Here is an 18,952-nt window from a genome sequence, read left to right as displayed (position 1 = left end):
CCACCGGGCGCCGGCAGCACCACAACGTCCGGCGATGGCGCCGCGGCCGACGCCGCATATCGCCGCCCCCTCGCGCCCAAGCGCGCCACCGGGTGTGACCGCGCGGCCGTCGCGACAGGAGGGGATAGAGCAGCGCGCGCAGCAACATCAGCAGCAGATCCAGCAGCGACAGCAAATCGTGCAGCAGCGGCAGCGCGAGATGCTTACACGTCAGAGCTCGGAGCGGCAGAGCCGCATCGATCGGATGCAACAGCGCGTGCAGCAATTGCAGTCGCAGAAGCCGGAAGGCGTGCGGGCCCAACGTGCACAGGAGCGGACGCTGCAGACGCAGAACCGCCTGCTCCAGCGCGAACAGGGCATGCAGCAGCGCGATCAGGCGCGCCTGCAGCGGTTGGGCCCCGAGTCCACCACGGTTGGGCGAGCCGCCACTGCCGCCGCCGTACAGGCGGCCCAGCGCGGGCGATTTGCCGAGCGCTTCCGCGAGCAGGCCCCTGCGCAAGCCCAGGCAGCGCTCACCACCCGCCAGAGCGGCTGGGCTCCCCGGCAGGCCTGGCGACACCGCCATCCCGCGGTGTTCGTGGCGTGGCTTGGGCCCGTGTTCTGGCCTTACGCTTATTCCGACATTTTCAACTACACGTTCTGGTCCTATGGCTACGAACCCGGTTATTGGGCATACGCCTATGACGACTTCGTCGACACCGTGTTCTGGGGTGGCGACGGCCCCTATTCCGCCTATGCCAGCACCAACCCTTATGACTATCCGCAAGCCGGTGGCAGCAGCCGCGCCCGTCCGCGCGCGAGCGTGAGCCCGCAAACGCTACAGCAATTGTGCGGCACACCGGACAAGGGCGTCACCGCCTGGCCGCTTGCCGATATCGCGAAAGCGGTGCGGCCGGCGCCGGAGCAACGCGCACTGCTCGACGAATTGAAGACCGCGGCGGCCAACGCTGCCGGCGTGTTCAAGGACTCCTGCGCGGAGACTTATGCATTGACTCCCCCTGGTCGCTTGCGCGCGATGATGAACCGCATCAGCGCGACGCTGGAAGCCGTCAAGATCGTGCGACCGGCACTGGAGAATTTCTACAACTCGCTCAGTGACGAGCAGCAGGCCAGCTTCAATGCGCTCGGTCCGAATGTCGGCGAACGCTCGCCGCAGCAGCAAGCCAACGTCGAGGGCTGCGGCGATCCGAAATCCGGCCTGACCCAGCTGCCGATCCAAAGGATCGAGGCTGTGCTCCACCCCGCCGGCAAGCAGAAGGAGGCGCTCGACCGCCTCAGTGAAGCGACAGCCAAAGGCGTTGAAGGCCTGCAAGCGGCTTGCCCGAACGATGTGCCGCTGACGCCGGTCGGACGGCTGGAGGCGATGCAGCACCGGCTCGAGGCGATGCTGACGGCCGCCAAGCTGGTAGAGCCTGCGCTGGACGAGTTCTATGCCACGCTGAGCAGCGAGCAGAAGGCGCGCTTCAACACGCTGCAACAGGTCGCGGGGCCGTGAGGACGGCATCGCGTTCTCTCGTTGCAATTTGCGCCGCGGTCGAACGAAGCGGGGTGACGTAATCGTCCTGCTTCAAAGCTCGACGAGACCATGTATGTCCCTGCCGCGCACTCTCTGTGAGAGTGCGGCGGCACGTAACGCAAGCGACAGCCTCGTTTCCGACCTCACGAGGAAATCGTCTTCCGCCCAGCCTAGTTCGCGCTTGGGATCGCGTTGCATTGCTCGAAGTGAGAAGACAACTCGAGATTAGCCAGATGATCCCAGTATTCCGCTTCTGCGAGCAGCTTCCATTTATTCATGCTGTTGTACGCGGCCTGTTGGCGGCACAGTGAGCTCATCGCACGCAAACGCTGCACCTTATCCACTGCGACCCTCCTTCACGCTTGCTTGTTTGCAAGCATTTGTGTTGTCACAGCTTCGCAGATCGAATTGACGAGTGATAGTCCGGTGTTTGACGGTGAATCAATGATAGCGCAATCGTCCGACTTTTCAGCGGATGGCCGTGCCCGGCAAATTCGATCGCAAAACTAGTTTGGGCCCGGCGCATTGAATTGCAGATCGTCCTTGGCGGTCTTTCGCCGCAATAAAGCACGCCGGCCTTCGGCAAAGCTCGCCAGCCTTGTCACGCTGATCACGGCAATGGCCCCGACGGTTGCACGTCGGGGCCATTCAAGATCAACAGGCATGGGTACATCCGCCGTCCCTGCTGATCGTTGATGCCACTGATTACCGCATCCGATCTGGCACAGACTGTGGCGAGGCTGCGGCATCGGCATGATGACATTCTGCCTGAAAGCTGATGGTAGTCCACCACATCTTTGGTGGTACTCCGACCAGCTCGCTGCTTCGCCAGCGGGGCGAACTTGCGCTGGACGAGTTCTATGCGACGCCGAACAGCGAGCAGAAGGCCCGCTTCAACACGCTGCAACAGCTCGCAAGCCCGCAGGGGCCGCACTCGTGGTAACTCTACACCACCGTCTTATGACGCGCGATGCAGGTCTGCAGCACCTCGGCCATCGGCTTGCCCCACCAATCGTGGGAGAAGATCTCGATCTCCGAATAGCCGGCGAACCCCTGCGCTTCGACCGCTTCACGCACCGATTTGATGTCGATGACGCCGTCGCCCATCATGCCGCGGTCGTTGAGGATGTCTTTTGTCGGCACCAGCCAGTCGCAGACGTGGAAGGCGAGCAGGCGATCCTTGCCGGCGCGCGCGATCTGGCTCATCAGCTCCGGGTCCCACCAGATGTGATAGACGTCGAGCGCGACGCCGAGCATGCCGCTGCGAGCAGGATCGAGCCGGTCGCAGATATCGAGCGCCTGCTTCGTGGTGTTCACACAGGCGCGGTCAGCCGCATAGGCCGGATGTAGCGGCTCGATGGCCAGCGGCAGGTTTGCCTGCCTGGCATAGTCGAGCATATCGGCGAGAGCCTCCTCGACCTGCCCGCGCGCCGTCACGATATCCTTCGAGGCCTCGCTGCCCGGCCTGGAATATTGCGGCAGGCCACCGACGACGAGGACGATGCAGGGCGCGCCCAGCGCCTTGGCTTCGTCGACGCAGCGCCTGTTGTCGTCGCGCACCTCGCCTCTGCGCGATGCGTCCGAGGTGAACATGCCGCCGCGGCAATAGCCTGAGAGCTCGAGGCCGGCATCGCGCACCGCGCGCGCGGCGCGCTCGAGACCGACGGATGCGACCTGGTCGCGCCAGGGATCGATGGCGCGGATGCCTTGCTTTGCACAGGCGTTGATGATCTCGACGAGGTCACCCTGCTTGCGGACGGTCGCCGTGTTGAGCGACAGCCAGCGATGGTCGGACGAAAAATCGCGCATCAGGATTCGATACCGTGGGTGGCGAGCACGGTCTTCATCCGCTGCGTCGCGAGTTCAGGGTTGGCGAGCAGGCCGGCCTTGTCGGCCAGACGGAACAGCTCGGCCAGATGCAACGTGGAGCGCGTGCTCTCCTGTCCCCCAACCATGGTGAAATGGTCCTGGTGGCCATTGAGATACGCCATGAACACCACGCCGGTCTTGTAGAACCGCGTCGGCGCCTTGAAGATGTGACGCGACAGCGGCACTGTCGGCCCCAGCACGTCGTGGAATCCGGCTTCGTCGCCGGCCGCCAGTCGTGACAGTGCGTAGGATGCCGCCGGCGCAATGGCGTCAAAAATGCCAAGCAGCGCGTGTGAAAAACCCTGCTCGTCGCCGGCGATCAGCTCCGCATAGTTGAAGTCATCGCCGGTGTACATCTTGATGCGCTTGTCGAGGCGACGGCGCATGTCGATCTCGCGCTGCTTGTCGAGCAGCGAGACCTTGACGCCATCGACCTTGGCGGCGTTGCCGTTGATGATGGCGACCGCAGTATCCATCGCCTTGTCGAGATCCCCGATGCCCCAATAACCCGTCAGCGCCGGATCGAACATGTCGCCGAGCCAGTGGATGATCATGGGCTCGCGGACCTGCGACAGCACGCGATCATAGACGTTGGCGTAGTCATCGGCGTTGCGGCCGAGTTTCGCCAGCGCGCGCGATGCCATCAGGATGATGCGGCCACCGACCTTCTCCACCGCCGAGATCTGCTCCTCATAGGCGCGGATCACGTCGTCGAGGCTCCTGGCATCCTCGACCGCGAGATGGTCCGTGCCCGCGCCGGAGAACACCAGCGCGTTGCGGCGCTTGGCGGCGGCGACCGAGCGCGTGATCAGCTCCAGCGAGGTCGGCCAGTCCAGCCCCATGCCGCGCTGAGCGGTGTCCATGGCTTCGGCAACGCCAAGACCGAGGTCCCAGACGTGCTCGCGGAAGGCGATGGTCTTGTCCCAGTCGACGGCAGCCGACAGCCACGGATCGTTGTCCGCGAAGGGATCGACGACCGTGTGCACGGCCGAGAAGGCTATGCGGTTCAGCGGTCCTTCGAGCTTTGCGGGAAACGTACGGGAGGCTGCGAGCCGGTAGGTCTCGATCGACCGGTCGGCCTTCGGCAGCTTCAGCGACAATGACGATATCGGCTGGACGGGCTTGTTCATACGTCCCTCCTCAGGCCTTGATCGGGGCGACGTCGATCCAGCGCCGCTCCTTCCAGCTCTTGAGCGCGCATTCGGCGAGCTGCACGCCCTTGACACCTTCGAGCAGCGTGAACTTGTAGGGCGCATCCTCGTAGACGTGGCGGATGAACATCTCCCACTGCTCCTTGAAGCCGTTGTCGTAGGTGACGTTGTCGGGCAGCTTCTGCCAGTCGCCGTAGAAATCGTGCAGCCGCTTCTCGTCGGGATTCCACACCGGACGGGGCGTCGCCTGACGCGTCTGGATCATGCAGTCGGTGAGACCTGCGACCGCCGAGCCGTGCGTGCCGTCGACCTGGAAGGTGACGAGGTCGTCGCGATAGACGCGCGTCACCCAGGACATGTTGATGTGGGCGATGACGCCGCCTTCGAGCTGGAAGGTCGCGTAGGCGGAATCATCCGCGGTCGCCTTGTAGTTCTTGCCCTGCTCGTCGAAGCGCTCGGGGATGTCGGTGTTGCCGATGCAGACCACGCTCTGGACATTGCCGAAGAGGTTGTCGAGCACGTAGCGCCAGTGGCAGACCATGTCCAGAATGATGCCGCCGCCGTCTTCGTCGCGGTAGTTCCAGGACGGCCGCTGCGCTTCCTGCCAACCACCTTCAAACACCCAATAGCCGAACTCGCCGCGCACCGAGAGGATGCGGCCGAAGAAGCCGCTATCGCGCAGGAACGCGATCTTCTTCAGGCCGGGCAGGAACAGCTTGTCCTGCACCGTGCCGTGCTTGACGCCCTTGGCATTGGCGAGCTTGACGACTTCGAGCGCCTCCTCGAAATTCGTCGCGATCGGCTTCTCGCAATAGACGTGCTTGCCGGCGTTGATGGCCTGGGTCAGCAGGCCGGGGCGGGCCTGCGTGGTCGCGGCATCGAAGAACATGGTGTCGTTCTTGTCGGCGAGCGCCGCATCGAGATCGGTGGTCCAGCGTGTAATGCTGTAGCGCTTGGCGAGTGCCTCGACCTTCTCGGCACTGCGGCCAACCAGGATCGGATCTGGCATCACGCGGTCGCCGTTCTTCAGTCGTACACCACCCTGCTCGCGGATCGCGACGATCGAGCGGATCAGATGCTGGTTGAGCCCCATGCGGCCGGTGACGCCGTTCATGATGAGGCCGAGGCGTTGGGTGGTCATGTCAAATGCTCCTGAAGTGATCTTAGCTGTTCGAGCGGGCGGAGCGCCGACCAGTCCGGATGGACCGACGTCGCAAAGCCCGTTGCATGAAGCGATCCCGTCAGGAGATCGCCGTCGTGAATGGAGAGCCGGATGCCCTGCCCGGTATCGGCGTAGAGATCGGGATGCGCCGCGGCGAAGGCCCGCGCTTCGGCGAGAGGCGTCTCGCCAAAGCCGTCGACATAGTGATGGCCGTTGCGTTCGGCATGGGTGACGCCAAGGAAGGCCCCCAGTGCGAGGTCGTGCTGCACGGCGAGGCCGGCCTGGCAGGTGAGGTCCTCGCCGGTGACGAAGAACCTCTCGCCGTCCGCGCTCCACTTCGCGGCGCGCGTCGCGTTGATGATGGACTTGTAGAGTCCCTTGCAGGATTTCGAGGAAATGCCGCAATAGCCGAGCGCCCGCGCTGCCGGGAAGGCATCGTAGGAATCGTCGGCCTCGTCGATGATGAAACCGTGCGCGACCAATGCGCCAAGCGGCGATTGCCTCGTGATGTCGCGCGGCATCGGCTGCTCGACATAGAGCAAGCGCGTGGCGATCGGGCGTAGCGCTGCGTCGTGATCGAGCCGGCCCATCAGCGCCTGCAACGCAGCGAGGTCGGCATATTGCTCGTTGGCGTCGAGCGTCACCTGGTAGTCGTGTCCCAGCGTAGCGAGCTCCTTGCCGATGCGGGCGAGCCGCGCCGCGTCGGCTGCGGGATCGCCCGACAGCTTCAGCTTGAAGTATCTTGCACCGGAGTTCTCGCGGGCATCGGCGACGCCGCCCTCGCCTTCGACGGCATCATCAAGGCCTACGGTATGCCTGATGGCAACACGCTCCAGCGGTATCCGGCCGGAGAGAAAGGTGGTGATGTCCGATCCCACGAGGTCAGGCGAGAGTCGCGCATCGATGCCGGCTATGTTGCCGGCCATTCCATCGAAGAAGCTGTTTTCGGCGGCGCGCAGCAACGCATCGAGGATGGCCTTGTCGATCTCCGCCGGACCGTAAGCCGCGGCAAGCGGCGGAATGTTCTTTTTCGCACAGGTCGCGACCTGCGCACCGATGCACGAGGCATGCAGATCGAACGCGGTCTGGTATCCGGTGCGCGCCAGATAGAGCCCCCGCGCAATCTCGAGCGATCGTCGCAGCCCATCGACCGTCTGCGCCGGTGACAGTTCTGGCCGTTTGTCGAACCATTTTGGCACCAGCAGCTCGGCACTGGCACCGACCGCAACGCCCCTGCCCTCGACCTCGATCTCGGCGCGTACGAACAGCTGCGGCGTCGCGTTGATCGTGATCGCGCCGAAGCGGAACGGCCGCGCGAACTGCACGGGACGTTCGAAGAAGGCGATGTCTCGCAGCTTCAGGCGCGGTGACATGGCGTTAATTGGTCCCAAATATTTGGCCAAGGCGGCGGTGCACCTCTCCCGCTTGCGGGAGAGGTCGGCGCAACGCGCCGGGTGAGGGTTTTCTCCTCTTGGGGGTCCTCACGAGCGGAGATACCCCCTCCCCAACCCTCCCCCGCAAGGAGAGGGAGCGCACCGTTGTCGTGGTTGCGGTCAAGGCCAATCCCATTGCCTTAGTCCAGCGAACCTTGCGAGAAGAAATGCTTGCGGATGCGCTGCACGAGTTCGGTGAAAACCGGGTCGGCCATGACGTCGAGCGAGCGCGGGCGCGGCAGCGGCACGTCGTAGATCGCGGCGACCGCGCCGGGACGCTCGGTCATGACGAGGACGCGGTCGGCGAGGAACACGGCTTCCGGAATCGAATGCGTGATCAGCAGCACCGTCTTCCTGGTTTCGCGCTGAATCCGCATCAGCTCGACATTCATGCGCTCGCGCGTCAGCGCGTCCAGCGCGCCGAACGGCTCGTCCATCAGCATGATCTTGGGATCGTGCACCAGCGCGCGGCAGATCGAGGCACGTTGCTGCATGCCGCCGGAAAGCTGCCAGGGCAGCTTCTTCTCGAAGCCTTCGAGCCCGACCAGCTTCAACAGCGCCTTGGCACGGGCAAGATATTCGTCCCGCGGCAGCCGCTTCATGTCGATCGGCAGCATGACGTTGGACAGAATGTTGCGCCAGGGCAGCAGCAACGCGTTCTGGAACACGATGCCGACATTGCCGTGCGGGGTCGTCACCTTCTCGCCTTCGACCAGGATCTCGCCTGACGTCGGCGGCAGCAAGCCCGAGATCAGCTTGAGCAGCGTGGACTTGCCGCAGCCGGATGGCCCGACCACGACGAAGAACTCGCCGTCATTAATGTGGAAGTCGAGCGGCCGCAGCGACGGCACATCGCCATCGCGCGTCCGGTAGGTCTTCGACACGCCGGACAGTTTGATGCCCGAGGCATCGCCCGCGGCCCGGTCGCTCACCAGTCTCAGATGGGCGGCCGGCTGGACATCGATTGGTTTGGTCGCAGGGTTCATCGCAGCGCTCTCCCCCCGTCGTCCCTGCGAACGCAGGGACCCATACGCCGCGCCGGCGCGTCCGGGCACGCGGAGTGAGACCTTTCGTAACCATCGAGGCCGGTGGTAATGGGTCCCTGCGTTCGCAGGGACGACGGCGGATATTGATCGCTCACGAGCCACTCTTCGGCAGATAGTCGTTGGTGTAGAAGGCTTTCGGGTTGTCCTTGGCCTTGGCATCCAGTCCGCCATATTCGACCATCAGATTGACGGAGTCCGTCATGTTCTGGTCGGTGACCTGGAACGGCCGCTTGCTCTTGGTCTCCGCGGTCCGGTACAGCGGAATGGTCAGCTCAAAGCCCTGCGTCAGCGTGTCGATCTTGCCGCCCTTGGGGTTGGCATCGAGGATCGTCTGTGCCGCCGCCTTGGGCTCCTTCTCGGCGGCTTCGACCGCCTTGGTCGTCGCAGACATGAAGCGGCGGACCAGATCGGCATTGGCCTTCACATAGTCAGCATTGGCGATGATGCCGGAGGAGACCATGTTGATGCCGTAGTCGGCAAACTTGATCGGGTAGACGTCCTTGCCGGTGGCGTCCTTGATCTTCATCGACTGGTCCATGACATAGCCGAGCAACAGATCAGCCTGGCCGTTGATGACCGCGTTGAGCTTGGTCTGGCCGTCGCCGGCAACGGTCTGGAAGTCGCTCTCCTTCAGGCCGGTCTTCTTCAGGAACAGCGGCCAGATCTGGGTCATGGAATCGGCCGGCGTGATCGCCACCGTCTTGCCCTTGATGTCTTCGGGCTTTTTGATGTTCTTGTCAGCAAAACCCATGGCGGACATCGGTGAGGTCTGCAGCAGCACACCGGTCGCAACCACGGGCGCGCCCTTGATCGCGGCGCGCATCATGGTGGGAACGTCGACATAGCCGAAATCGGCGGTCTTGGCAGCGACGGCTTGCGTGGTCGCAGCCGAGCCGCGGCCTTCCTGAATCTCGAGCTCGATACCCTCGGCGGCGTAGATGCCCTTGGCCTTGCCGTAATAGAACGGCGCGTGCTCGCCATAGACGTACCAGTTCAGCATCAGCACGACCTTGTCGGCCGCTTGCGCCGGCATGGCCGCAAACACCATCAGCACCGCTGAGACAGCCCCAATCAACCGCTTCATCGTCACTCTCCCTTGCCGTTGTTGTTTCGGCCGTTGGTGGCCGTTTGTGTTCTAGTTAAGAAGCGAAAATCACGTCCTCGCGCTGGCTGACATGCCAGGGAATGACCAGCTTCTCGATCCGGTCGACTATCCAGAACAGGATCACGCCGAGCAGCGCGAGAATGACGAGGGCCGCGAACATGGTCGGCAGGTCGAAGGTGCCGATCGAGCGCTGCATCACGTAGCCGATCCCGGAATTGGACCCTACGAACTCGCCGACGACGGCGCCGACCACGGCGAGCGTCACCGACACTTTGAGACCCGAGAAGATCGCAGGCAACGCGTGCGGCAGATTCACCGCACAAAACACCTGGAAGCGGCTGCCCTGCATCGCGCGGGCGAGATCGACCATATCAGGATCGACCGATTTGAAGCCCTGCACCGCCGAGACCACCACCGGAAAGAAGCCGAGCAGGAACGCCGAGATCACCTTTGGAATGATGCCGAAGCCGAACCAGACCACGAACAGCGGCGCGATCGCGATCTTGGGCACGGATTGCGAGAACACCAGCAGCGGATAGACGTAGCTCTCCACCGTCTTCGAGCCTGCGATCAGCATCGCGACGGGAATGCCGAACAGCGCCGACAGCGCGAAACCGCAGACCGTCGCATAGGTCGTCGGCCAGGACTGGCGCAGCAATTCCGGCCAGTCGGTACGCAGCACCGCGACGACGTCGAGAGGCGACGGGATCTGGTAGGCGGGGATCCTGAACAGCCGGATGGCCAGATCCCAGGCAACGACGATGAAGACGAGGAACAAGAACGGCCGAACCCAGGCCGCATTCAGCACCTTGGATACCGCACCTTGCGGCTTCAGCTCAGCCAATTTTCACTCCCGGCATTCTTCTTCGTTGTGGCGAGAAATTAACCCGTTGGATAAATACTGTCCAGAGTTTTCCCTGTGACGTTTTGCGGCGGGTTCCGACACACCAACGGCGTCATTCCGGGGCGATGCGCAGCATCGAACCCGGAATCTCGAGATTCCGGGTTTGGTCCTACGGACCGCCCCGGAATGACAGCGAAGAAGGAAGGACTACACCGTCTGCGCCACCGCGGCGCGCGACTTCGGCGCTTTCGCGATCTCGAACAAGGCCACCGACTGCCCAGTCAGCGCGGCGAGCACGAGGCCGACCACGTGCGCCAACCGCTCGTCCTTGGCCTTTTTGTCCAGGAGGTCGCGGCCGAAGATCACGCTGAGCGTCGCCGAGTTCGAGAGGTAGAAGAAGCAGAGGCCTGCGATCGAGATGTAGAGCTGCACCGGATCGACCGCGACCTGGAAGTCGCCGCTGTCGACGCCGCGTCGCACCACGGTGCGGATCATCTCGACGAAGGGCGAGTGCATCGACTTGACCTTGGTCGATTTCTTCAGGTGCTTTGCGCGCGCGAGGTTCTCGGTCTGGAGCAGCGACAGGAATTCGGGATTGCGCAGGAAGTAGTTCCAGGTGAACTCGATCAGCCGCCTGATGGCCTCGGGCGGATCGAGATGCTCGAGATCGAGCCCGCGCTCCTCGCTGCGGATCTTGTCATAGGCGCCTTCGAGCACCGCAAGGTAAAGCTCGTCCTTGTTGCCGACGTGGTAGTAGAGCATGCGCTTGTTGGCGCCGGCCTTGGCCGCAATGCGGTCGACGCGCGCGCCGGCGAGCCCGTGAGCGGAAAACTCCTGCTTGGCGGCTTCGAGAATGCGCAGCCGCATCCCCTCGGGATCGCGCTGCCATTTCAGAGTTCGCTTTGCCTTCGCCAAACCGGGTGCTCGCTGGGTGCTGTCGGTACGCGTGTAACACGCGGGCAGCCCGCCGCATAGTTTTCGCGACAGTGAAAGCCAAGCAAGCCGGTTTCGTAGGGTGGGCAAAGGCGCTCTTGCGCCGTGCCCACGTCTTCTCATCGAGCAGCCAAGACGTGGGCACGCTTCGCTTTGCCCACCCTACGAGAGTCTTCGAGTGGAAAGACCGCTTTCACTCCACCGGCTTGGGCGAGCGCTCCAGCAGAACCGTCTGAATGCCGCAGGTGCCGTTGCGCACCGTCATGATTCGCGTGCCGGGCTTGCGGCCGCTACGGACCTCGGTGACGTCGAGGCCGGCGGCGATCAGCCGGGCGCGCGTGGCGTCGATGTCGGCGACCCGCCAGCTCAGGCCCCAGAGCCGGTCATGCGCAAGGTCACCGCCGGCGACCGGCCGGCGGACCACCTCGACGATCAGATCGCCGCAGCGGAAGAACATCAGCTGGCCCCAATCCTGGTGCGAGCGGTCGAGCGCCAAATCGAGCCCGAGCCGTGCGCCATAGAGCGCGGCAGCGCGTTCGGAATCCTCGGTGGTGACGACGACATGGTCGAGTGCGTCGATCGGCGCGATGTCGGTCGCGGGGGAGAGCGGACGCTCGTCGGCCAGCTCGAGGAAGAACATGCGCACGCCGCGCGTAAGTTCCGTGGCGGCGCGCGTGCGCTTCCAGTGCAGGACGGCGCCCGACTCGTCGTCGCTGCTTTCGACCTCGGCAACCGGATCCGGGCTCAAGGCCACCCGCTGCAGCCGCCGGTGCATCCTGCTCATGTCTGCGACACGAAAGCACAGGCTGGCGAGCACGCCCTCCTGGTCGTCGAGCAGCGCACGCATGCGATCGGCCGTCACGCTGAAACCGCTCGGCGCCATCAATTCAATCGTCATGTTCTCGAGGGTGAACAGCACGCGGTCGGCACCCTCGCCGGAGTTCTGCCAAGCCGGCGCGCGGGCGAGCAGCGTCTGGTAGGCCGCCTTGGCTGCACCGATATCCCTGACCAGAGCGACGACGTGATCGAGGCCGGTGATCATATGTCCCCCTTTTGATCGACCCATTTATTGACCTGGAACCAATGCGCTGAAACACGGCGCTTGTCCGGGCTTGGCATTGCCCGGTGATGGTCGTATTCCGGCCTCATGCTGACCTCAAGCGCTTGGGGCGGCAGATTTGCGAATAATTTCAGCGATCCCTGAGCGGAACCGGTGCTACAGTAAGCGCGCCGGCCTGGACCACAAAGCGCATGACGGACAAGCAATGCAGGCTCTCTTCATCGGACAGACCTATATCGACGTCGTCTTCATCACCGACCACATGCCGACCGGGGACGAGAAGCACGTGGCCTCGGACTACGCGGTCTCCTTCGGCGGCAACGCGGTGACGGCGGCGTTCTGCTGCGCCAAGCTCGGCATCGTGCCGGATCTTATCGCCACCGCGGCCAATGACTGGCTGGGACGCATGTTCCAGGACATGTGCGCGAAATACGCGATCTCGCTGCACGGGCGGAAGGTCAACCAGTCCTCGCTCTCCTTCATCATGCCCAAGGACGGCAAGCGCGCCATCGTCCGCTGCCGCGACGACGAGCACATCCATCCCTTTCCGATGCTCAATCTCGGCGGCTGCCGCGCGCTGCACGTGGATGGTCATCAGCCCGATGCCGCGATCCACTACGCCAAGGTCTGCCGCGAGGCCGGCATTCTGACCTCACTCGACGGCGGCGGCCTGCGCACCAACACCCATGAGCTGCTGGAATATATCGACGTCGCCATCGTCGCCGAACGCCTGTGCGAGCAGATGGACCTGACGCCGGAGAAGATGCTCGACTATCTCAAGAGCCGCGGCTGCAGGATCGGCGGCATCACCATGGGCGAGAAAGGCCTGCTCTGGTACAACGAGACAGGCGCGGTCGAGATCATGCCGGCGATGCCGATTCCGCGCGAGCGCGTGATCGACACCAACGGCGCCGGCGACGTGTTCCATGGCGCCTATGTCTATTCCTACCTCGCCCATCCCGGCAAAAGCTGGCGCGAGCACTTTGATTTTGCCCGGGCCGCCTCGACCTTCAAGATCCAGCGCCTCGGCAACGAGGCCGGCTTGCCGACGCTCGTCGATATCGCCAAGGTCCGGCACGAGTTCGAGGTCAGGGTTTAGATCCAGATGGGGCGCGTTTTCGTCGCCGGCAGCATCAACATGGATGTGGTGGCGACCGCCGATCGCCACCCGCGCGTCGGCGAGACCGTCGCCGGCCGCGAGGTGCTGTATTTTCCAGGCGGCAAGGGGGCGAACCAGGCGGTGGCCGCGTCACGGCTTGGCGCGAAGACCACGTTGATCGGGCGATTGGGGAAGGATTCATTTGGCGCTGAGCTGAAGACGTTCCTCGGCGCGCAGGGTATCGACCTCGGCTCGGTGCGCGACGCCGACACGCATACTGGCACCGCGATCATCACCGTCGCCGCCTCCGACAATACGATTGTCGTCATCCCCGGCAGCAATGCCCTGGTCAGCGCGGATGATGTGGCGGACGTGCCGCTGGCGAAGGGCGATGTCGCGGTCAGCCAGTTCGAGATCCCGCTGCCGACGATCGCCGCGTTCTTCCGGCGCGCGCGCGAGGCCGGCGTCGTGACCGTGCTCAACCCGGCGCCGGCGCAAAACATGTCGAGTGAGCTGCTCGCGCTGGTCGATATCCTTGTGCTGAACGAGACCGAGCTCGGCTTCCTTGCTGGAGTGGAGCTTACGGACGCCGACGAGACCGCGAAGATCATCGACGTCGCGCGAAAACTTCAGGCGCGCGCGGACCAGAGCATCTGCATCACACTCGGCAAGCGCGGCGTGCTTGCGCTTGCGGGGCGCGAAGAGGTCGCCGTGCCCGGGCGTGCCGTGAAGGCGGTCGATACCACCGGCGCCGGCGATTGTTTTGTCGGCGCGCTCGCCGCGCAACTGGCCGACGGTGTGCCCTTGCGCGCCGCCCTCACCTTCGCCAACGCCGCCGCCTCGATCAGCGTACAGCGCATGGGCGCGGGGCCGTCGATGCCGACGGCCACGGAAGTGGCGGCGGTGCTGCGCGCTGGCTGATCACGCCAGCGCGCTCTTCAGATCGAAGCTCTCATCCGCGGCCTGCGCCGGCGTGATCGAGCGATTCATGCCCTGCAGCCTGCGGCCGAACATGTGGTCGCCGGCGCGGTTGATCGATTCGATGCCGAGCAGCGTCTCACTCTTGTAGCAGAACGCGGAAAACGCCTTGTTCGCGGCGCTGCCACGCAGCACGACGCGGTCGTAGCCGGTGGTGAGGCCTGATATCTGGAGCTTGTCGTCGCCCTGGTCGCTCCAGAACCAGGGATGGCTGTCGTACGGCTTCTTGTCGCCGGTCAGCCGCGCGGCGAGGCAGCGGGCGTGGTCGGTGGCGTTCTGCACCGATTCCAGCCGCAGCGATCCGCCGAAGCGGGGGCTTGCGAACAGTGCGCAATCGCCGATCGCGGAGATGTCAGGGTCAGCCGTCGACAGATATTCGTCGACGATGATGCCAGCGGCGACCGGCAGCCCGGCCTCAGCTGCAAGCTCGATGTTCGGCAGCACGCCGACGCCGACCACGACGAGGTCGGCGGGCAGATGCCGTCCGTCGCTCAGGGAGACCCCGGTGACCTTGCCGCCCTCCGCCTCGATCGAGGTCGCCTGCACGCCGAGATGGACGCGGATACCGGCCTCGCGATGGCGTTCCTGAAAATACTCCGACACCTCCGCCGTCACCGCGCGCGCCATCACGCGAGGGGCGAGTTCGAGCACGTCGACCTCGAGGCCCTTGATCCGGGCGGTGGCCGCGAATTCGAGACCAATGAAGCCGGCGCCGATCACCACGACCCGTGACTTCGAGGGCATGATCGCACGCAGCGCATCGCTCTCGTCGAGGATGCGCAAATATTTCACGTCGGGCAGATTGGCATTGGGCAGGTCGAGCAGCCGGTTGCGCGCGCCGGTCGCCAGCACGAGGTGAGCGTAGGCCAGCGTCTCGCCCGAGGCGAGCAGCACCTTGTGGCCGGCGCGATCGATCGACACTGCGCGGCCCGCGATCAGCTCGATCTTCTGGTCCTGATAAAATTTCTCCGGCCGGAACATCAGGCTCTCCGGCCCGGCCGAGCCCTTGATATAGGCCTTGGACAAAGGCGGCCGCTGATAGGGCAGATGCGCCTCGTCATTGATCAGGCAAATGCGCTGCGAAAAGCCCGCCTGGCGCAGCGATGCCGCGACCTGATAGCCGCCATGGCCGGCACCGACGATGATCACCGGACCGTCGCTCATTGGACAGCCCATTTCCGGAAGACACGAGCGTGACCCATGTCGTCTCCTCTCTCGCTGATTTTGATTGCTGGCCTTACGAGGAGCCGGCGCTCGTGTCCGTCCCTTGGCGAAGGCGGCCCCATTTGAGCCTATCGTTTCGCCCCGCGCAAGGGCGGCGGTCGGGGATTGTCACTCCTCCGCTTCTGCGATTTAGTCGCACGAACCACCTCATGCCGGGGATATTCCAGATGCCAGCTCCCATCTCCCTGCCCGATGATCCCGCCCTGCTGCGGATCGACGGCCCGATCGCAACCATCACGCTCAACCGTCCCGCCGCGTTCAACTCCATCAATCTTGCCATCGCGCAGAAGCTCGAGCAGCTCGCGGCCTATATCGAAGCCGATGACGACATCAGGGTCGTCGTGCTCGAAGGCGAAGGCCGTGCGTTCTCGGCCGGCGGCGATCTGCAGACGATTGGCGCCGCCGCCGAAGCGGGCACGGTGACGCCCGTGGTCGGCGAGCTCTTGAAGCACTATCACGCCTTCATCGAGATCGTCAGGCGCATGCCAAAGATCTCGCTGTCGAGCGTCCATGGCTCGGCCGCCGGCGCTGGCATGGGCCTCGCCTTCGTCACCGATCTCTGCATCGCCGCTGATGACGCCAAGTTCACGCCCGCCTATGCCAAGATCGGAGTGTCGCCGGACGGCGGCTCGACGGTCGGCATTGTCGGCACGGTCGGCTCCCGCCGCGCGCTGCAGATCTTCCTGTCCGAGGACAATTTTACCGCGCAGCAGGCCTATGAATGGGGCCTCGTCGCCAAGACGGTTCCGGCCGCCGAACTGAAGGCGGCCACGCGAAAACTCGCCGAACGTCTGGCACAGAACCCGCCGGCTGCAATCGCCGGCACCAAATCGCTGGTCTATCAGGCCGCCACCACACCGGTGAAACAGCAGCTCGATGCCGAGGAGCACAAGATCATCATGGCGATGAACACGGACGAATTTCGAAGCGCCGTGAAGAAGTTCACGAGCAAGTCGAAGTGACGACGCCAGCGCGTACGTTCTACGGCCTCCGTCACGGCGCGACCGACTGGAATCGCGAGGGACGATTCCAGGGGCGGACCGACAATCCGCTGAACGAGGACGGCCTGCGGCAGGCGCACGAGGCCGTGGACATGCTGCGCTGCGCAGGCATCAGCCGCATCGTCGCAAGTCCCTTGGCCCGCGCGGCGCGAACGGCCGAGATCATCGCGGCCGCAATCTCGGTGCCGCTGGCGATTGACGACGGCATCATCGAGTTCGACTTCGGGAGCTTTGAAGGCCTGCCCGTTCGCGACCTCATGATCAAGCACGGGGTCACGTCCGCGACGGGCCTCGTCTCGATCCTGCCGGCCGACGGCGAGAGCTGGGACGCCATGACGGAACGGTCGCTGGCTTGCGTCTCCGCGTGGCTCGACCGTCATCCCGGCGACGATCTCCTGTTCGTCTGCCATGACGCGGTGATGCAGGGGATGGCCAACGCGCTGTCCGGCAGCTACTTCAAGAACAGCCACGGCACGCCGTTTCGCTACGTCTGCGACGGCGCGCATTGGCGGGTCGAGCAAGTCGTTACTTTGGACAGATATAGCCCGTCCCCGCCGGCGACTTGAAGCAGCCGACCGATTCCGGCAGCACCTTCTGCGGCAGCCACAGCACCACGCTCGGGAAGTAGATCGCGAATGCGATCGTTCCCAGGAACACCAGATAGATCGGCAACGCAGCGCGTAGCGCTTTCGCGAAACTTATGCCGACGAATTTCGACGCCATCAGCAGCACCAGCCCGTAAGGCGGCGTGATCAGGCCGAAGGCGAGCGTGGCGATCAGCACCACGCCCATATGGACGCTATTGATGTCACCCGCCTCCGTCAGTGTGTTGACCAGCGGCATGAAGATGATGATAGTCGGCACCGGTTCGATGAAGTCGCCGACCACGGTGAAGAGCAGCACCATCAGCAGCATGATCAGATGCGGATCGTTACCTGCCATCGACGTGATGACGTCGGCGATGTAGCTCGCACCCCTGAGATAAGCGAGCATCCAGCCGAAGGCATTGGCTGCGCCGATGGTGACCAGCGGCAGCGAAAAGATCAGTCCGGCAATGCAGAAATCGTAAGGGATATTCTTGATGTGCCCGCGATTGAGCGCGGGGATCACGACCAGGACGATCCAGACCACGGCGACCACGCCGGCTTCCGTCGGCGTGAACCAGCCGGTCAGGATGCCGCCGAGCAGGATCACCGGGATCATCATCGGCAGCGCCGCATCGCCGGCGGCGAACACTACCTGCCGAAGCGGCGCGCGCGGCTTGCGCAGGCCCGAGGGGCCGAAGAAGTAGCAATAAAGCATCAGACCGAAGCCGATCATCAGGCCGGGCACCACGCCCGCCATGAACAGGCCCGCGATCGAGACGTTGCCGACCGCGCCATAGACCACGGCGGTAATGCTCGGCGGCACAAGCGCGGCGATAGTGGAGGCCGAGGCGATGATGGCGGCGATGAAGGCCGGATCATAGCCTTCGCGCTTCATCGGGCCGCCGAGCGCGCGGCTCATCACGGCGACGTCGGCGGTGGTCGAGCCCGACATCTCCGAGAAGAACATGCTGAAGACGACGACGACCTGCGACAGCCCGCCCCTGATATGCCCGACCAGCGACACCGAGAGGTTGGCTATTCGCACCACCACGTTGGCCGAGCTCATGAGCTCGCCGACCAGCAGGAAGAACGGGATCGCCAGCAGCGCCTCGGAATCGACGCCGTCAAAGATCTTCTGGATGATGGCGGCGAGCGAAACGTCGGACAGGAGCGCGCCGATGAAGACGCCGGCCATCAGCGAGAACGGCACGGGCACGCCGAGATAGCCGAACGACAGGAAGCAGATCGTCATCAACGCCAGAACAACAGGTGCGCTCATAGCTGCGCCCTCGCCTGCGCGTCGGTGACGATGGGCGTTCCATCCTCCTCTGGCGGCTCGGGATGGTCGAAGCCGTTGCGCAGGCCGTTGACCAGCTGCTCGATGGTGAACAGGCCGATCAGCACGCCCGACAGCGGGATGATCGCGTAGAGCGAAGCGATCGGCGTGCCCGACGGCAGGCGAAAGCTGCCGAAGCCGCGGAGGTAATTCTGATAGCCGTACCAGATCAGGCAGAAGGCGACGCCGAGCACGACGAGGCGGATGATCAGCTCGACGATCAGCCGCGAGGTGCCGTGCAAGGCCTCGGAGATCGCGGTGAGATAGAGGTGGTCGTTGCGGCGCGTCGCAGCGGCCGTGCCGATGAAGATCGCGTAGATGAACAGCGTCGAGGTGACCTCCTGGAGCCACAGCCAGGGATGACCGATGGTCCGGGTGACGATGTCCGCGGTGACCGACAGCGAGAAGCCGAAGCAGAGCACGCCGCAGAGGATCATCAGCGCGAGCTCAAGCCAGTCGAGCCAGCGCCATTTCAGGTGGCGTTGGCGATGCACAAGCAGTTTGTCGGCGATGGCCATAGTTGCTCCCGGCTGCAGCTTTCCGTCATGGCCGGGCTTGTCCCGGCCATCCACGCTCTTGGCGCGGCTCGAAGGGCAGAACGTGGATGC

General features: G+C 64.2%; 19 protein-coding genes. 6 read left to right on the top strand and 13 right to left on the bottom strand.

What is annotated here, in order from left to right; all coding sequences use genetic code 11:
• Window positions 1-1,495, top strand: a 1,495-nt coding sequence (locus tag CV770_RS29100) for a Spy/CpxP family protein refolding chaperone (RefSeq protein ID WP_245453890.1), incomplete at its 5' end; no start/stop codon positions are given.
• Between the two features lie 191 nt (window positions 1,496-1,686).
• Here the strand turns inward: CV770_RS29100 and CV770_RS42810 are convergent.
• Window positions 1,687-1,860 (bottom strand): hypothetical protein, encoded by a 174-nt coding sequence (locus CV770_RS42810; RefSeq protein WP_165637131.1) that lies wholly within the window; start codon window positions 1,858-1,860, stop codon window positions 1,687-1,689.
• Window positions 1,861-2,294: 434 nt separating this feature from the next.
• On the opposite strand from CV770_RS42810, the gene CV770_RS42805 reads away from it, so the two are divergent.
• Window positions 2,295-2,459: a hypothetical protein gene (locus CV770_RS42805; protein WP_201760092.1), complete on the top strand. Its 165-nt coding sequence runs from the start codon at window positions 2,295-2,297 to the stop codon at window positions 2,457-2,459.
• A gap of 2 nt (window positions 2,460-2,461) precedes the next feature.
• Here CV770_RS42805 and CV770_RS29090 read toward each other — a convergent pair whose 3' ends face one another.
• The 9 genes from CV770_RS29090 to CV770_RS29040 form a co-directional block, all read right to left on the bottom strand.
• Entirely contained in the window at window positions 2,462-3,325 is an 864-nt protein-coding gene (locus tag CV770_RS29090; protein ID WP_104464821.1) for a sugar phosphate isomerase/epimerase family protein, read from the bottom strand.
• On the bottom strand, window positions 3,325-4,515 hold the full coding sequence (locus CV770_RS29085; protein ID WP_104464820.1) for a dihydrodipicolinate synthase family protein: 1,191 nt from the start codon (window positions 4,513-4,515) through the stop codon (window positions 3,325-3,327). Before CV770_RS29085 ends, CV770_RS29090 begins: the two co-directional genes overlap by 1 nt.
• Window positions 4,516-4,525: 10 nt before the next feature.
• Window positions 4,526-5,677, bottom strand: a complete 1,152-nt coding sequence (locus CV770_RS29080) for a Gfo/Idh/MocA family protein (protein WP_104464819.1) — start codon at window positions 5,675-5,677, stop codon at window positions 4,526-4,528.
• On the bottom strand, window positions 5,674-7,071 hold the full coding sequence (locus tag CV770_RS29075) for an enolase-like domain-containing protein (RefSeq protein WP_104464818.1): 1,398 nt from the start codon (window positions 7,069-7,071) through the stop codon (window positions 5,674-5,676). Before CV770_RS29075 ends, CV770_RS29080 begins: the two co-directional genes overlap by 4 nt.
• A 200-nt stretch (window positions 7,072-7,271) precedes the next feature.
• Window positions 7,272-8,117: an ABC transporter ATP-binding protein gene (locus tag CV770_RS29065; protein ID WP_104464817.1), complete on the bottom strand. Its 846-nt coding sequence runs from the start codon at window positions 8,115-8,117 to the stop codon at window positions 7,272-7,274.
• Window positions 8,118-8,268: 151 nt separating this feature from the next.
• The gene (locus CV770_RS29060; RefSeq protein ID WP_201760091.1) at window positions 8,269-9,261 is read right to left on the bottom strand and encodes an ABC transporter substrate-binding protein; all 993 of its coding nucleotides are present in this window, start codon (window positions 9,259-9,261) and stop codon (window positions 8,269-8,271) included.
• 55 nt (window positions 9,262-9,316) lie between these two features.
• Window positions 9,317-10,126 carry an ABC transporter permease gene (locus CV770_RS29055; RefSeq protein ID WP_091953718.1) on the bottom strand — a complete coding sequence of 270 codons (810 nt, stop codon included), beginning with the start codon at window positions 10,124-10,126 and terminating at the stop codon, window positions 9,317-9,319.
• A gap of 207 nt (window positions 10,127-10,333) precedes the next feature.
• Window positions 10,334-11,041 carry a TetR/AcrR family transcriptional regulator gene (locus CV770_RS29045; RefSeq protein WP_201760090.1) on the bottom strand — a complete coding sequence of 236 codons (708 nt, stop codon included), beginning with the start codon at window positions 11,039-11,041 and terminating at the stop codon, window positions 10,334-10,336.
• A 211-nt stretch (window positions 11,042-11,252) separates the two neighbouring features.
• Complete coding sequence (locus tag CV770_RS29040) at window positions 11,253-12,101, bottom strand: VOC family protein (RefSeq protein ID WP_104464814.1); 849 nt, start codon at window positions 12,099-12,101, stop codon at window positions 11,253-11,255.
• A gap of 223 nt (window positions 12,102-12,324) precedes the next feature.
• On the opposite strand from CV770_RS29040, the gene CV770_RS29035 reads away from it, so the two are divergent.
• Together CV770_RS29035 and rbsK are read left to right on the top strand one after the other, a co-directional pair.
• Window positions 12,325-13,218, top strand: a complete 894-nt coding sequence (locus CV770_RS29035) for a sugar kinase (RefSeq protein WP_091953727.1) — start codon at window positions 12,325-12,327, stop codon at window positions 13,216-13,218.
• A gap of 6 nt (window positions 13,219-13,224) precedes the next feature.
• The gene (gene rbsK / locus CV770_RS29030; RefSeq protein WP_104464813.1) at window positions 13,225-14,139 is read left to right on the top strand and encodes a ribokinase; all 915 of its coding nucleotides are present in this window, start codon (window positions 13,225-13,227) and stop codon (window positions 14,137-14,139) included.
• On the opposite strand, the gene CV770_RS29025 is transcribed toward rbsK, so the two are convergent.
• Window positions 14,140-15,360: an NAD(P)/FAD-dependent oxidoreductase gene (locus CV770_RS29025; RefSeq protein WP_104464812.1), complete on the bottom strand. Its 1,221-nt coding sequence runs from the start codon at window positions 15,358-15,360 to the stop codon at window positions 14,140-14,142. It abuts the gene before it with no gap.
• A 227-nt stretch (window positions 15,361-15,587) separates the two neighbouring features.
• On the opposite strand from CV770_RS29025, the gene CV770_RS29020 reads away from it, so the two are divergent.
• Window positions 15,588-16,382, top strand: a complete 795-nt coding sequence (locus tag CV770_RS29020; protein WP_165637133.1) for an enoyl-CoA hydratase/isomerase family protein — start codon at window positions 15,588-15,590, stop codon at window positions 16,380-16,382.
• Window positions 16,379-16,987, top strand: a complete 609-nt coding sequence (locus CV770_RS29015; protein WP_104464811.1) for a histidine phosphatase family protein — start codon at window positions 16,379-16,381, stop codon at window positions 16,985-16,987. Before CV770_RS29020 ends, CV770_RS29015 begins: the two co-directional genes overlap by 4 nt.
• On the opposite strand, the gene CV770_RS29010 is transcribed toward CV770_RS29015, so the two are convergent.
• Complete coding sequence (locus CV770_RS29010; RefSeq protein WP_104464810.1) at window positions 16,947-18,287, bottom strand: TRAP transporter large permease; 1,341 nt, start codon at window positions 18,285-18,287, stop codon at window positions 16,947-16,949. The two genes, CV770_RS29015 and CV770_RS29010, sit on opposite strands and share 41 nt — an antisense overlap.
• Window positions 18,284-18,862, bottom strand: a complete 579-nt coding sequence (locus CV770_RS29005; RefSeq protein ID WP_018322810.1) for a TRAP transporter small permease — start codon at window positions 18,860-18,862, stop codon at window positions 18,284-18,286. The genes CV770_RS29010 and CV770_RS29005 overlap by 4 nt, the downstream gene beginning before the upstream one ends.
• Window positions 18,863-18,952: the final 90 nt, after the last annotated feature.

This window comes from Bradyrhizobium sp. AC87j1 (assembly GCF_002936975.1).
GTDB lineage: Bacteria > Pseudomonadota > Alphaproteobacteria > Rhizobiales > Xanthobacteraceae > Bradyrhizobium > Bradyrhizobium shewense.
This window is presented reverse-complemented; position numbering and strand designations above follow the sequence as displayed.

Bases quoted from the DNA above. Each gene is read 5' to 3' on its own strand.
- CV770_RS29020 (WP_165637133.1), top strand. From the start codon at position 15,588: ATGCCAGCTCCCATCTCCCTGCCCGATGATCCCGCCCTGCTGCGGATC.
- CV770_RS29025 (WP_104464812.1), bottom strand. From the start codon at position 15,360: ATGAGCGACGGTCCGGTGATCATCGTCGGTGCCGGCCATGGCGGCTAT.
- CV770_RS29005 (WP_018322810.1), bottom strand. From the start codon at position 18,862: ATGGCCATCGCCGACAAACTGCTTGTGCATCGCCAACGCCACCTGAAA.
- CV770_RS42805 (WP_201760092.1), top strand. From the start codon at position 2,295: ATGGTAGTCCACCACATCTTTGGTGGTACTCCGACCAGCTCGCTGCTT.
- rbsK (WP_104464813.1), top strand. From the start codon at position 13,225: ATGGGGCGCGTTTTCGTCGCCGGCAGCATCAACATGGATGTGGTGGCG.
- CV770_RS29060 (WP_201760091.1), bottom strand. From the start codon at position 9,261: ATGAAGCGGTTGATTGGGGCTGTCTCAGCGGTGCTGATGGTGTTTGCG.
- CV770_RS29085 (WP_104464820.1), bottom strand. From the start codon at position 4,515: ATGAACAAGCCCGTCCAGCCGATATCGTCATTGTCGCTGAAGCTGCCG.
- CV770_RS29065 (WP_104464817.1), bottom strand. From the start codon at position 8,117: ATGAACCCTGCGACCAAACCAATCGATGTCCAGCCGGCCGCCCATCTG.
- CV770_RS29090 (WP_104464821.1), bottom strand. From the start codon at position 3,325: ATGCGCGATTTTTCGTCCGACCATCGCTGGCTGTCGCTCAACACGGCG.
- CV770_RS29080 (WP_104464819.1), bottom strand. From the start codon at position 5,677: ATGACCACCCAACGCCTCGGCCTCATCATGAACGGCGTCACCGGCCGC.
- CV770_RS29040 (WP_104464814.1), bottom strand. From the start codon at position 12,101: ATGATCACCGGCCTCGATCACGTCGTCGCTCTGGTCAGGGATATCGGT.
- CV770_RS29010 (WP_104464810.1), bottom strand. From the start codon at position 18,287: ATGAGCGCACCTGTTGTTCTGGCGTTGATGACGATCTGCTTCCTGTCG.
- CV770_RS29075 (WP_104464818.1), bottom strand. From the start codon at position 7,071: ATGTCACCGCGCCTGAAGCTGCGAGACATCGCCTTCTTCGAACGTCCC.
- CV770_RS29035 (WP_091953727.1), top strand. From the start codon at position 12,325: ATGCAGGCTCTCTTCATCGGACAGACCTATATCGACGTCGTCTTCATC.